The 13,699-nt window shown below is 73.4% G+C and carries 9 protein-coding genes; 6 read left to right on the top strand and 3 right to left on the bottom strand.

The window, feature by feature from the left end:
- The first annotated feature begins 41 nt into the window (after window positions 1–41).
- Window positions 42–1,073: a DUF6099 family protein gene (locus ACFWIC_RS37645; RefSeq protein WP_380521491.1), complete on the top strand. Its 1,032-nt coding sequence runs from the start codon at window positions 42–44 to the stop codon at window positions 1,071–1,073.
- Window positions 1,074–1,412: 339 nt separating this feature from the next.
- Here ACFWIC_RS37645 and dapD read toward each other — a convergent pair whose 3' ends face one another.
- Entirely contained in the window at window positions 1,413–2,402 is a 990-nt protein-coding gene (gene dapD, locus ACFWIC_RS37650) for a 2,3,4,5-tetrahydropyridine-2,6-dicarboxylate N-succinyltransferase (RefSeq protein WP_380361316.1), read from the bottom strand.
- 135 nt (window positions 2,403–2,537) lie between these two features.
- On the opposite strand from dapD, the gene ACFWIC_RS37655 reads away from it, so the two are divergent.
- The 3 genes from ACFWIC_RS37655 to argF all read left to right on the top strand — a co-directional run bounded on the left by ACFWIC_RS37655 (window position 2,538) and on the right by argF (window position 7,780).
- A complete protein-coding gene (locus ACFWIC_RS37655) occupies window positions 2,538–3,899 on the top strand; it encodes a 3' terminal RNA ribose 2'-O-methyltransferase Hen1 (RefSeq protein ID WP_329951457.1) in 1,362 nt (453 codons plus the stop codon).
- Window positions 3,896–6,673 carry a polynucleotide kinase-phosphatase gene (locus tag ACFWIC_RS37660; protein ID WP_380521493.1) on the top strand — a complete coding sequence of 926 codons (2,778 nt, stop codon included), beginning with the start codon at window positions 3,896–3,898 and terminating at the stop codon, window positions 6,671–6,673. Before ACFWIC_RS37655 ends, ACFWIC_RS37660 begins: the two co-directional genes overlap by 4 nt.
- Before the next feature lie 105 nt (window positions 6,674–6,778).
- Window positions 6,779–7,780, top strand: a complete 1,002-nt coding sequence (gene argF / locus ACFWIC_RS37665) for an ornithine carbamoyltransferase (RefSeq protein WP_329951459.1) — start codon at window positions 6,779–6,781, stop codon at window positions 7,778–7,780.
- Window positions 7,781–7,807: 27 nt separating this feature from the next.
- On the opposite strand, the gene ACFWIC_RS37670 is transcribed toward argF, so the two are convergent.
- Both ACFWIC_RS37670 and ACFWIC_RS37675 read right to left on the bottom strand, forming a co-directional pair.
- Window positions 7,808–8,443, bottom strand: coding sequence for a superoxide dismutase family protein (locus tag ACFWIC_RS37670; RefSeq protein ID WP_380521495.1), 636 nt, complete (start codon window positions 8,441–8,443; stop codon window positions 7,808–7,810).
- Window positions 8,444–8,694: 251 nt separating this feature from the next.
- A complete protein-coding gene (locus ACFWIC_RS37675; protein ID WP_329951461.1) occupies window positions 8,695–9,111 on the bottom strand; it encodes a type II toxin-antitoxin system VapC family toxin in 417 nt (138 codons plus the stop codon).
- A 337-nt stretch (window positions 9,112–9,448) separates the two neighbouring features.
- Here ACFWIC_RS37675 and acnA point away from each other — a divergent pair, with 337 nt between their 5' ends.
- Window positions 9,449–12,109: an aconitate hydratase AcnA gene (acnA, locus tag ACFWIC_RS37680; protein WP_380364433.1), complete on the top strand. Its 2,661-nt coding sequence runs from the start codon at window positions 9,449–9,451 to the stop codon at window positions 12,107–12,109.
- A 164-nt stretch (window positions 12,110–12,273) separates the two neighbouring features.
- Window positions 12,274–13,632 (top strand): glycoside hydrolase family 18 protein, encoded by a 1,359-nt coding sequence (locus tag ACFWIC_RS37685; RefSeq protein WP_380521498.1) that lies wholly within the window; start codon window positions 12,274–12,276, stop codon window positions 13,630–13,632.
- Window positions 13,633–13,699 lie beyond the last annotated feature (67 nt).

Raw genomic sequence — 13,699 nt, forward strand, 5'->3', positions numbered from 1 at the left:
GTCCGGTGCGGACCCTCCTTCTCGGGCCGCACGCTGTCGCCGTGACCGTGCGGCAGGGCGCCGTACGGGCGAGGGAAGGGTGGTCGGACATGGAGGCGCTGCGACTGATCAAGACGGCCCGGCACGCCCTGGCGGAGACCAGGAACGTGCCGGACGTGCTCGCCGAGGCGCGACAGGCGGCGCTGCTCACCGAGGCGGTGGGTGCCCGGCTGGCCGAGTCGGACGAAGGTGAACTCGCCGGGCTGGGACAACAGTTGGTCGAGTCGGCAGCCCACGCGGCGGGCTGTCTGGACCCGTCGGGAGGTGACGCGTCGGCGGTGACGGCGTTCGGCGTCGGCGGCAGGGCGGGGCGGCTCACCGACCTCGGTGACCTCGAACCGGCCCTCGGCGAACTCGGCGGGTTGCTGCGGGACGTCGGCGAGACGCTGGTGGTGCTGGCCTGCGGGGCCGACACCGAGAGCCTCTACTGGACGTGCATCGACGGGGTCGACGCCGGGGCGGAGTGCACCGATCTCGTCGGCCGACTGCTGCAGGCCGTCGGGAGGGCGACGGAGGAGGACGGCCCGCCCGGCGAGGACGGAAGCACACCGGAGAACTGCGTGGGGGAGGACCGTACCGAGGGGGCTCGGGCCGAGGAGGTGTGTCCGGAGGAGAAGGACGTGCCGGTGCTGCTCGCACCGCCGGCCGGGCGGAGGGGGCCGCTGCTGGTGGTCCGGCTCGACCCGCCGGGTGCGGCGGCGAAGGTGGCGGTGCCGAGGGGCGGTGCGGCCGGGCTGCCCGGTCAGCGGGTGGCGGTCGGGTCGTCGGCCTCGTCGGTACGAGGGCCGGCGGCCCGGTTGTCGCCGGTGCCGGTCGGGCCGGCACCGCCCGGGGCGGGGGTACGGATGCCCGAGGACTGCAGTTCGGCGAGGTCCGCGGTGACCGAGGCGAGTAGTTCCTGCATCTGCTCCAGCAGGCTCCTCGGGGTGGCGGGCGCGGCCGACCCGTCGCCGGCGGAGTGCTGCGGGGCGGCGGACGCCTCGGACCGGAAGTCGGGCATGAGGGGACCTCTTCGGATCGGTGGTGCGGCGTGAAGCCGTCGGCGGCGGCCTGACGCGCCCCGCCGCTGCAACCAACGAACTCCCCGAACCGGAGTCACCGACGACCACCCGATGCGGTCCGACCGGCGCCGGCCGTCAGCCTCCCGGGTGACCTCGGCTTGCCGCCGCGCGGCCTCCTCGGTCAGACGCGGCCCGCCGCACGTGATCGCCCGCCGCACGTGATCGCTCGCCGCCCGGGACGGGAAGAGCCCCGGCGTCGCAGCGGCGGCGCCGGGGCCCTCGGACACCCTCCCCGCCGTGCCGCCCGCGTTCACGAGGCGGACGGCACGGCGGGAAAGGGGGAAGAGACCACACCCTCGAAGGAGACAGGTGTCAGTTGTGGGCGTGCAGGTCGGCGTTGAGGCCGCCCCACGAGCCGGAGCGGGCGATGACCTCGACCGCACCGGACTGGGAGTTGCGGCGGAAGAGGAGGTTGTCCTGGCCGGACAGCTCGACGGCCTTGGCCACGGTGCCGTCCGGGGTGGTCACCCGGGTGCCGGCGGTGACGTAGAGGCCGGCCTCGACGACGCAGTCGTTGCCGAGGGAGATGCCGATGCCCGCGTTGGCACCGAGCAGGCAGCGCTCGCCGACCGAGACGACCTGCTTGCCACCGCCCGACAGGGTGCCCATGATCGAGGAGCCGCCGCCGATGTCGCTGTGGTCGCCGACCACGACACCGGCGCTGATCCGGCCCTCGACCATGGAGGTGCCCAGCGTGCCGGCGTTGAAGTTGACGAAGCCCTCGTGCATCACGGTGGTGCCGACGGCCAGGTGCGCACCGAGCCGGACGCGGTCCGCGTGGGCGATGCGCACACCGGACGGGGCGACGAAGTCGGTCATCCGCGGGAACTTGTCGATCCCGTAGACGGCGAGCTGCCCGCCCTGGGCGCGCACGGCCAGCCGGGCCTGCTCGACCTTCTCCACCGGCACCGCGCCGATGCTGGTCCACGCCACGTTGGCGAGCAGACCGAAGATGCCGTCGAGGTTCTGGCCGTGGGGCTTCACCAGGCGGTGGCTGAGCAGGTGCAGGCGCAGGTAGGCGTCGTGCGCGTCGATCGGCTTCTCGTCCAGCGAGGCGATGGTGGTGCGCACGGCGACCACGTCGACGCCGCGGCGGGCGTCGGCCCGCAGCGCCTCGGCGGCGCCGGCGCCCAGCTCGGCCTCGGCCTGTTCGGTGGTCAGGAGGACGGTCCCGGCGGGGCCGGGGTCGGCAGCCAGCACGGGGGCCGGGTACCAGGTGTCGAGGATGGTGCCGTCGGCGGCGATGGTGGCCAGACCGGCGGCAACGGCGCCGCTCACGGGGGTGGTGGATTCTGCAGTCACATCGTGCACGTTAACGAATGCGGGCCCCCGGTGCCGAACACGCTCACCGTCCGGACAGGGCCGGGGAGCCGCCGCATCCGGACGAAAACCGGCTGTCCGAGGGCTCGGAGCTGGGCGATACTCGGACAGGTGTTCATGTCGATTTCAGCCACCGGCACCGCCGGGAGCCCGGCCACCGACCTGGCGCGCCTGTTGAACCGGCCGCCGGACGCGGTCCAGCGGGCCGCGACCGCGTACGGCGAGGCGCACGTCTTCTTCCCGGAGGTCGGCGACGAACGCTGCACGGCCGTCCTGCTGGTGGAGGCGGATCCGGCACCGTCCCGCAAGGGGCGGGGCGGCGGGCCGTCCGGCGCGTCGGACCTCGCGCGCGTCCGGGCCGGCGACGATCGCCCCTACGTCGTGTCGTCACGGTTCGCGGCGGCGCTGCGCACCGTCTTCCGGGCGGTGATCACGGCCGCCGACCCTGCCGATCGCGCTCTCCCGCTGCGCATCGAGCTGCCCGCCGTCCGCGTCGACGGTGAGCGCGGCCTCGGGGGCGGTGCGGGCGAGGGCGGCCGTGTGGCGCTGGTGCGGCGACTGTTCGAGCCGCTGGGCTGGCGGGTCGAGGCGGCGGCGATCCCGCTGGACGAGGAGTTCCCCGAGTGGGGGGAGTCGCCGTACGTCCGGCTCGGACTGGAAGCGGCGTCGGCCCGACCGGCCGACGCGCTCCGACAGCTGGCCGTACTGCTGCCGGCGCTGGAGGGCGTCACGGACCAGTGGGTCGCGCCGGAGGGGGTCGGCAATCTGTTCTCCGCCGACGCGGACTGGCTGGCCCGGCACCCCGAACGTGAACTGATCGCCCGTCGCCTGGACCACCACGGGCCGCCCGGGACCGACGGCGCCGGGTACGGCGACGGTGAACCGGACAGCCCGGTCGAGGGTGCTGACGGCGACGGCCGCACGGCCGCCGTCGAGGCGGGCCGGGCGGCGGTCCTGGCAGCGCTGCGCGAGGTCGGTGCCGCCCGGGTGGTGCACCTCGGCTGCGGCCGGGGCGAGTTGATCGAGGCACTGCTGACGGACGCCCGGTTCACCGAACTGCTGGGGGTGGACGTCTCGCTGCGTGCGCTGTCCACCGCCGCACACCGCCTCGGTCTGGAGCGCACGACGGAGCCGGCGCCGGAGTGGGCGGCCACCCGGCGGACGGTCCGGGTCGGGTTGGTGCAGGGCGCGCTGATGTACGCGGACGCCAGGCTGAAGGGTTTCGACGCGGCGGTGCTCGACGCCGACGTGGTCGGGCGGGCGGACCCGGACCGGCGTCCGGCCCTGGAGCACGCGGTGTTCGGGACGGTGCGCCCGGCGGCGGTCGTCGTCACGTCCCAGGCCGGTGATCCCGGGTTCGGCACCTGGGCGGAACGGGTGGCGGCCGAGCACGGCTACACCGTCACCATGGCCGCCCCGGCCGGGCCGGCCCTCTTCAGACGCGGTACCCCCACCCTCGGAGGAGGCGAGTCCCGATGACCGGCGACGAAACGAACCCCGGCGCCCCCGCTCCCGGGACCCCCGGGCCGAGCAGCCTCCCGGCGGCGGCGACAGCAGCGGCAGAGGTCGCGGTCGCCGCCGACGCCGAGGCGCCGCCGGCCGGGACGGTGACGGTGACCGAGGGCTCCCTCGTCGTGCTGGTCGGCACCAGCGGCGCGGGCAAGTCCACGTTCGCCCGACGCCACTTCCGCCCGACCGAGGTGGTCTCCTCCGACACCTGCCGCGCGTTGGTGGCCGACGACGAGAACGACCAGTCCGCCTCCGCCGACGCCTTCGACGTCCTGTACTACATCGTCGGCAAGCGCCTCGCCGCCGGCCGGCTGACCGTGGTGGACGCCACCAACGTCCAGGCCGCGGCCCGGAAGCGGCTGATCGCGATCGCCCACGAGCACGACGCGAGGCCGGCGGCGATCGTGCTGGACGTGCCGCCGGGCGTCTGCGCCGAGCGCACCCGTCTCCGGCAGGACCGCGACCTGCCCGCGTCCGTGATCCCGCGCCAGCACCGCGAGCTGCGCGCGTCCCTGGCCGGTCTGCAGAAGGAGGGCTTCCGCCGGGTGCACGTGCTGCACGGCGCGGACGAGGTGGCCGCCGCCGAGGTGGTACGGGAGAAGCGGCGCGTCGACCTGCGCCATCTGACCGGCCCGTTCGACCTGGTCGGCGACGTCCACGGCTGCCGCGCCGAGCTGGAGTCGTTGCTGCCCCGCCTCGGCTACCGGATCGTCCGGGACGAGGCGGGCCGGCCGGTCGACGCCGTCCCACCGGCCGGCCGGACGGCGGTCTTCGTCGGAGACCTGGTCGACCGCGGCCCGGACACGCCGGGCGTGCTGCGCCTGGTGATGGGCATGGTGGCGGCCGGTCACGCGCTCTGCGTGTCGGGCAACCACGAGCAGAAGCTCGCCCGGGCGCTGGACGGCGAGCGGGTGACCCTCTCCTACGGCCTGCGGGAGTCCCTCGAACAGCTGGAGTCCGAGCCGGCGGGCTTCCGGTCCGAGGCCCGGGAGTTCATCCGCGGCCTGGCCGACCACTACCTGCTGGACGGCGGCGACCTGGTGGTCTGCCACGCGGGCCTGCCGGAGCGCTACCACGGCCGCTCGTCCGGCCGGGTCCGCTCGCACGCGCTGTACGGGGAGACCACCGGCGAGACCGACGAGTACGGCCTGCCGGTGCGCCACCCCTGGGCGGAGGAGTACCGGGGGCGGGCGCTGGTGGTCTACGGGCACACGCCGCTTCCGGTGGCGAGCTTCCTGCACAACACCGTCTGCCTGGACACCGGCTGCGTCTTCGGCGGTGGGCTGACCGCGCTGCGCTACCCGGAGCGCGAACTGGTCACCGTCGAGGCGGAGCGGCAGTGGTACGCGCCGGTCCGCCCGCTGCTCAGCGACGCGCCGGGCGGGCGCGAGGGCCGTCCGCTGGACCTGGCCGACGTGGCGGGCCGCCGGGTGGTGGAGACGGCGCTGCACGGCCCGGTCGCCGTCCGGGCGGAGAGCGCGGCGGCGGCACTGGAGACGATGAGCCGCTCGGCGGTCGACCCACGGCTGCTGGTCCACCTGCCGCCGGCGGTGCCGCCGGGCCCCGCCTCGCACCGGCCCGGGTACCGGGAGCACCCGGACGAGGTCTTCGCCGCGTACCGCGCGGACGGGGTCCGGCACGTCCTGTGCGAGGAGTGGCATCCGGGCTCGCGCGCGGTGGTGCTGGTGTCCCGGGACGACGCGGCGCTGGCCCGGCGCTTCGGCCCGGCGGGCCCGGGGGCGGTCTGGTCACGGACGGGCGGGGCGCTGCTGGGCGACGAGGAGTGTGCCGCCCTGCTGCTCCGGTTGCGGGCGGCGGCCGAGCGGGCCGGGCTCTTCGAGGAGCTGGACACCGGCTGGCTGCTGCTGGACGCGACCCTGGCGGCGTGGCCGGTGACGGCCGACGGGCCCTCGCCGCACCGCGGGTACGCGGCGCTCGGCGCGGTGGCGGGCGCCGCGCTCCCGTCGGTCCTCGCCGCGCTGGAGCGGGCTGCCGACCGCGGGTTGGAGGTCGCGGCGCAGGCGGGCCGCCAGCGGCGCCGTGCGGCGGACGTCCGGGCGTTCACCGACGCGTACCGCCGGTTCGCGCGTCCCGGGGAGGGGCAGTCGGGTGTCCGGCTGGCGCCGTTCCAGGTGCTGGCCGGGGAGGGGGCGAACCTGGCGCTCCGCCCGCGGGAGGAGCAGCTGGCCCGGATCGACCGGCTGGTCGCGGCGGACCGTGCCGCAGGCCCCGTGGCCGGCGGCACGGCCGGGCCCGGAGCACCGGTCGACCGGATGGGCGGTCCCGTCCTGTACCCGACCGCCCGGCTGGCGGTGGACACCGGGGACGAGGCGTCGACGGCCGCGGCCGTGGCGTGGTGGGAGGAGCTGACCGGGGCGGGCGGTGCGCCGGGCATGGTGGTCAAGCCGCCCGTGTCGCCGATGCGGGGCGCGGCGGGGGAGGGCCGTCCGGGCGGGCTGGTGCAGCCGGCGGTGAAGGTCCGCGGCCGGGAGTACCTGCGGCTGGTCCACGGTCCGGAGAGCCCGGACCACCCGGACCACCCGGACCACCCGGAGCAGCGGGGGCACCGGGAGCGTCCGCGTGGCGGCGCGCTCGGGCTGAAGCGCTCGCTGGCGCTGCGCGAGTACGCGCTCGGTCTGGAGGCACTGGACCGGCTGGCCGGCGGCGAGCCGCTCTGGCGGGTGCACGAGCCGGTCTTCGCCGTTCTGGCGTTGGAGGCCGAGCCGGTGGACCCCCGGCTGTAGGCGTCGACCGGTTCCGGTGGACCGGTCGCAGGCTCTTGCATAGAAATTCCGAGCATCGTATAGACTTGCTGCTTTCCGCCCGACCCGTCACCCCAGGAGCCTGGCATGGCGTTCAACCTCCGGAACCGGCACTTCCTCAAGGAGCTCGATTTCACGCCCCAGGAGTTCCGCTTCCTGGTGGACCTCGCCGCTCAGCTCAAGGCGGCGAAGTACGCGGGTACCGAGCGGCCCAGGCTGCGGGGCCGGAACATCGCGCTGATCTTCGAGAAGACCTCCACCCGGACCCGTTGCGCCTTCGAGGTCGCCGCCCACGACCAGGGCGCCACCACCACGTACCTGGACCCGGCCGGGTCCCAGATCGGCCACAAGGAGTCGATCAAGGACACCGCCCGGGTGCTCGGCCGGATGTTCGACGGCATCGAGTACCGCGGGCACGGCCAGGAGATCGTCGAGGAGCTCGCCGCCCACGCCGGGGTGCCGGTCTGGAACGGCCTGACCAACGAGTGGCACCCCACCCAGCTGCTCGCCGACGTGCTGACCATCACCGAGCACACCACCAAGCCGCTCACCGGGGTGACGCTCGCCTACCTCGGTGACGCCCGCTCCAACATGGGCAACTCGCTGCTGGTCACCGGCGCGCTGCTCGGCATGGACGTCCGGATCGTCGCGCCGCGCTCGCTCTGGCCGGCCGAGGACGTGCAGAAGGCAGCCCGGACGCTCGCCGAGGGCACCGGCGCCCGGATCACCCTCACCGAGGACGTGGCCGAGGGCGTGGCCGGCGCCGACTTCCTCTACACCGACGTCTGGGTCTCGATGGGGGAGCCCAAGGAGGTCTGGGCCGAGCGCGTCGCGCTGCTCAAGCCGTACCAGGTGTCGATGGGCACCGTGCGGGCCACGGGCAATCCGGCGGTGAAGTTCCTGCACTGCCTGCCCGCCTTCCACGACCTCGGCACGGTGGTCGGCCGGCAGCTGTTCGAGGAGACGGGGATGGCGGAGCTGGAGTGCACCGACGAGCTGTTCGAGTCGGAGCACTCCGTCGTCTTCGACCAGGCGGAGAACCGCCTGCACACGATCAAGGCCGTCCTGGTCGCGACCCTCGGGTCCTGACGGCGGACGGGCCCGGCCGGTGAGCGGCTAGAGCTCCTCCAGCTTCACGCAGGCGACCCGGTCGTTGGCGCCGTGCTGACCGCGCTGAGCGTGCGCACCGGCCGAACCGTGCGCATCGGTCGAACCGTGCGCACCGACCGCATCCTGCGCGCCGTGCCGGCCGCGCGCGCCGGTCGGGTCGGTCGGGCCGCCCGCGTGCAGGACCAGCGAGCGGGCCTCCCCGGCCCGGGGCTGCCAGGCCACCACCGTCGCGGCGGTGCCGTCGCCGTGCCCGTCGGTGCGCAGGGCGAGCCGCAGCTCGTTGCGGTCGTTGGCGTAGGCGGGGTCGGTCGACGGGCGGACCGGGTCCACCGCGTCCTGGTAGTGCGGGCCGGACGCGGCCGGGTCGGCCCCGCACGGACCGGTGTGCAGGTGGACCGGGAACTCGCGGTCGGCGGCGACCCCGGTCACGCTCATGGTCAGTACCGTCCGGCCGGGCGCCGAGCGGTCGACCACCACCCGTACGTGCGAGCCGTACGGAACGAGGTCCGGCGCGTGGCTGACCGCGGTCGGCGGGACGAAGGCGGTGGCGGGGTCGAAGGCGGCGTCGGTGGTCGAGACCGGCACGGCGGCGGGTGCCAGCAGGGCGAGCGGGAGCAGGGCGGCGGCGAGCGGAGCGGACATCGGCGGACCTTCTCGGGCTGGGCGCGCTCCCGGAGGGCGCACGCAAGAGCGGACACCCTGCTCAACGCCGCCCGCCGCTCCCCGGACACGCCCCGCGGGCCCCGGACACGGCCCCGGGCTCCGGCGCCGGCCCCGTCGACCCCGGGCCCCGTCGACCCCGGGCCCCGTCGACCCCGGGCTCCGCCGGACCCGCTCGCCCGCGGAGCTGCCGGGAGCTCCCGGCAGCTCACCGGGGGCCCCGGCCGACCCTGCTACCCGGCGTCCCCGCCCGGCCGGCCGATGCCGCGGATCTCGCACCGCGGCCCGCTGGCCCGCATCAGCCGCAGGTCCGCCGTGACCAGCGGCACCCCGTACTGCTCGGCCACCGCCACGTACGCGGCGTCGTCCGGCGTGAGGTTGTCCTTGAGTTCCCAGATCCGCCCGAGCAGCGGTTCGACCGGCACCTTGCGGATCGCGAGGCCGGGCAGTTCGGTGGCGAGCTCGCCCACCCGCTCGGCGGTGAGTTCGCGGGCCAGGTACAGGCCGCGCAGCGACTGCATCACCTCGATGACGAGGTGCTCGGGCGCCGCCCACTCGTCGTCCGCGGCCAGTTCGGCCCGGGCGGCTGCCCCGCGTTCACCCTCGTCGGCCAGCGCGAGCACCAGCGCGGACGCGTCCACCACGATCATCAGTCGGCCCCCGGCCTGCTCCGGTGTGTCACTCTCCGGTCACCGTACCGGGGGGTGTCGCCCCTTCGGCGAGCGGGCCGTCCGAACCGGGGGCAGCCTGGGGTGGTGCCGGTTCGGCGCCCGCGTGGTACTGAGGAGGTGCCGACGTGGCGGAGCCGACGCCATGCACTATGGTTTATCTCGACATCGAGATAACTGCCCTCTACGATATATCTCGACATCAAGATACTTGCCGAGAGGCGCTCACCGGCGGTGCGGGCAAGGTCAGCCTAAGTAAGGCTGACCTTACCACCGTGGCGGCCGGAATACCGCACGAAGCACCTAGAAGGAGTCAGTCGTGTCCGCGAACAGCTTCGACGCCCGCAGCTCGCTGCAGGTGGGCGACGAGTCGTACGAGATCTTCAAGCTCTCCGCCGTCGAGGGTTCCGAGCGGCTGCCGTACAGCCTCAAGGTGCTGCTGGAGAACCTGCTCCGCACCGAGGACGGCGCCAACATCACCGCCGACCACATCCGTGCCCTCGGCACCTGGGACGCCGACGCCCAGCCGAGCCAGGAGATCCAGTTCACGCCGGCCCGCGTGATCATGCAGGACTTCACCGGCGTGCCGTGCGTGGTCGACCTCGCCACCATGCGTGAGGCCGTCAAGGAGCTGGGCGGCGACCCGGCCAAGATCAACCCGCTGGCCCCGGCCGAGCTGGTCATCGACCACTCCGTCATCGCCGACAAGTTCGGTACGCCGGACGCCTTCGTCCAGAACGTCGAGATCGAGTACGGCCGCAACAGGGAGCGCTACCAGTTCCTGCGCTGGGGCCAGACCGCGTTCGACGAGTTCAAGGTCGTCCCGCCCGGCACCGGCATCGTCCACCAGGTGAACATCGAGCACCTGGCCCGCACCGTCATGGTCCGCAACGGCCAGGCCTACCCGGACACCTGTGTCGGCACCGACTCGCACACCACCATGGTCAACGGCCTGGGCGTGCTGGGCTGGGGCGTCGGCGGCATCGAGGCCGAGGCCGCGATGCTGGGCCAGCCGGTCTCCATGCTGATCCCGCGCGTGGTCGGCTTCAAGCTCAACGGCCAGCTGCCGGCCGGCACCACCGCCACCGACCTGGTGCTCACCATCACCGAGATGCTGCGCAAGCACGGTGTGGTCGGCAAGTTCGTGGAGTTCTACGGCGAGGGCGTCACCGCGATCCCGCTGGCCAACCGCGCCACCATCGGCAACATGTCGCCGGAGTTCGGTTCGACCTGCGCGATCTTCCCGATCGACGCCGAGACCATCAGCTACCTGAAGCTCACCGGCCGTGACGAGCAGCAGCTCGCCCTGGTCGAGGCGTACGCCAAGGAGCAGGGCCTCTGGCACGACCCGTCGGTCGAGCCGGTCTACTCCGAGTACCTGGAGCTGGACGTCTCCACCGTCGTCCCGTCGATCTCCGGCCCGAAGCGCCCGCAGGACCGCGTGATCCTGGCCGAGGCCGCCGAGAGGTTCGCCGAGGCGCTGCCGACCTACTCGGCCGAGGCCTCGAAGCCGACCACCGTCACCGCCCCCGACGGCTCGTCCTACGAGATCGACAACGGCGCGGTCGTGATCGCCTCGATCACCTCCTGCACCAACACCTCCAACCCCTCCGTCATGCTGGGCGCCGCCCTGCTGGCGAAGAAGGCCGTGGAGAAGGGCCTGCGCGTCCAGCCCTGGGTCAAGACCACCCTGGCGCCCGGCTCCAAGGTCGTCATGGACTACTACGAGAAGGCCGGCCTCCTCCCGTACATGGAGAAGCTGGGCTTCAACCTGGTCGGCTACGGCTGCGTCACCTGCATCGGCAATTCGGGCCCGCTGCCCGAGGAGGTCTCGGCCGCGGTGAACGAGGCCGACCTCGCGGTCGTCTCGGTGCTCTCCGGCAACCGCAACTTCGAGGGCCGGATCAACCCGGACGTCAAGATGAACTACCTGGCCTCCCCGCCGCTGGTGGTCGCCTACGCCCTCGCCGGCAACATGAACATCGACATCACCCGTGACGCCCTGGGCCAGGACGCCGACGGCAACGACGTGTTCCTCGCCGACATCTGGCCGTCGGAGAAGGAGGTCGCCGACACCGTCGCCGGCTCCATCGACGAGGCCATGTTCGACAAGGGCTACCAGGACGTCTTCGCCGGCGACCACCGCTGGCAGTCGCTCCCGGTTCCGACCGGCAACACCTTCGAGTGGGACGCCGAGTCCACCTACGTCCGCAAGCCCCCGTACTTCGAGGGCATGGCCAAGACCCCGAGCCCGGTGAACGACATCGCCGGCGCCCGCGTCCTGGCCAAGCTGGGCGACTCGGTCACCACCGACCACATCTCCCCGGCCGGCAACATCAAGCCGGGCACCCCGGCCGCGCAGTACCTCACCGAGCACGGTGTGGAGAAGCGCGACTTCAACTCGTACGGCTCGCGTCGCGGCAACCACGAGGTGATGATCCGCGGCACCTTCGCCAACATCCGCCTGCGCAACCAGATCGCGCCGGGCACCGAGGGCGGCTACACCCGCGACTTCACCCAGGCCGACGCGCCGGTGTCGTTCATCTACGACGCCTCGCAGAACTACCAGAACGCCGGCACCCCGCTGGTCGTCCTGGCCGGCAAGGAGTACGGCTCCGGCTCGTCCCGCGACTGGGCCGCCAAGGGCACCGCGCTGCTCGGCGTGAAGGCCGTCATCGCCGAGTCCTACGAGCGCATCCACCGCTCGAACCTGATCGGCATGGGCGTCCTCCCGCTGCAGTACCCCGAGGGCCAGAACGCCGACTCCCTCGGTCTGACCGGCGAGGAGACCTTCTCCTTCACCGGTGTGACCGAGCTCAACGAGGGCCGCACCCCGAAGACCGTCAAGGTCGTCGCGGTCGGCACGGACGGCGCCACCAAGGAGTTCGACGCGGTCGTCCGCATCGACACCCCCGGTGAGGCGGACTACTACCGCAACGGCGGCATCCTGCAGTACGTGCTGCGCTCGCTGATCGGCTGATCCTCCGACAGCTGCCGAGAGGCCGGACCGCGTTCCCGCGGTCCGGCCTCTTCTGCATGCTGCCCCGTCCGGGCACGTCCTCTTGTGCGCCGTGGCGCGATGGACTAAATCTCTATGCCAGCTGGTCCAGACCAATTGACGCTGCTTCAGAGAATAGGTCCGGTATGCCCACTCGCTCCTCCGCCCTGCTCGCCGCCGCCACCGTCGCCGCGCTGCTCGTCGCCCCCGCCACCGCCAACGCCGCCGGGACAAAGCACGGTCCCCAGCTCAAGGGTCAGCGCGTCGGCTACTTCACCCAGTGGGGCGCCGACAGCTCCGCGAGGCGGGTGCAGGAGTCCGGCCAGGCCGGGAAGCTCACCGTCATCAACTACGCCTTCGGCAACGTCTCGGCGGACGGCACCTGTTTCGAGACCAACGACGCCGGCCAGGGCGACGCCTACAACGACTACCAGCGCGCCTTCTCCGCCGCCGACTCGGTGGACGGCGTGGCCGACGCCCCCGACCAGAAGCTCAAGGGCCACTTCAACCAGCTGCGCAAGCTGAAGGCCGTCAACCCGCAGCTCAGGGCCGTGATCTCGCTGGGCGGCTGGAGCTGGTCCAAGTACTTCTCGGACGCGGCCGCCACCGACGAGGCGCGCAGGAAGTTCGTCTCCTCCTGCATCGACCTCTACCTCAAGGGCGACGTGCCGCAGCTCGCCGGCTCCCCGGAGGGCGGCAAGGGCGTGGCCGCCGGGGTGTTCGACGGCATCGACGTCGACTGGGAGTACCCGGGCGGCGGCGGTGACGCCGGCAACGTCGTCCGCCCCGAGGACGGCCGCAACTTCACCCTGCTGATGGCCGAGTTCCGCAAGCAGCTGGACGAACTCGGCGGCAAGCGCGGCCCGCACGCCACGAGCGACGGCACGAGCGAAGGCAAGGGCAGGGGCAAGGGCAAGCACTACCTGCTGACCGCCGCCGTCGCCGCCAACGAGACCGTGGCGGACCGGCTGGAGCTGCCCGAGCTCGCGCGGACCGTCGACTGGCTCAACCTGATGACCTACGACCTGCACGGTCCGTGGGAGGGCAAGGGCCCGGCCAACCACCACGCCAACCTCTACTCCGACCCGACCGACTCGGACGCACGGCAGCGCAGCGCGGACAAGGCCGTCGACCACTACGCCCAGCGCGGCCTGCCCTCCCGGCAGACCGTCCTCGGCACCCCGTTCTACGGCCACGGCTGGACGGGCGTGCCGGCCGGCACCCGCCACGGCCTCTACCAGAAGGCCACCGGCACCGTGCCGGACCGCTCCTACAAGGAGATCAACGCCCTGCCCGGCACCACCTACGTGGACCGCGACCACGGCGCGTCCTGGCGGTACGACGGCTCCACCTTCTACAGCTACGACTCGGCCGAGGTGCTCACCGCGAAGGCCCGGTACGCGCGATGGAACGACCTGGCCGGTGTGATGGTCTGGTCGCTGGACGGCGACGACGCCCGGGGCAGCGCGATCGCCGCCCTGGACCGCGGACTGCGCGGCAACTGACCGCCGGAACGCGAACGGGCAGGGCCCGCCCCCCCGGGTTTCGGGGCGGGGCCAGCCCCGTGAGCAC

It is taken from the genome of Kitasatospora sp. NPDC127035 (assembly GCF_042726075.1).
Lineage (GTDB): Bacteria > Actinomycetota > Actinomycetes > Streptomycetales > Streptomycetaceae > Kitasatospora.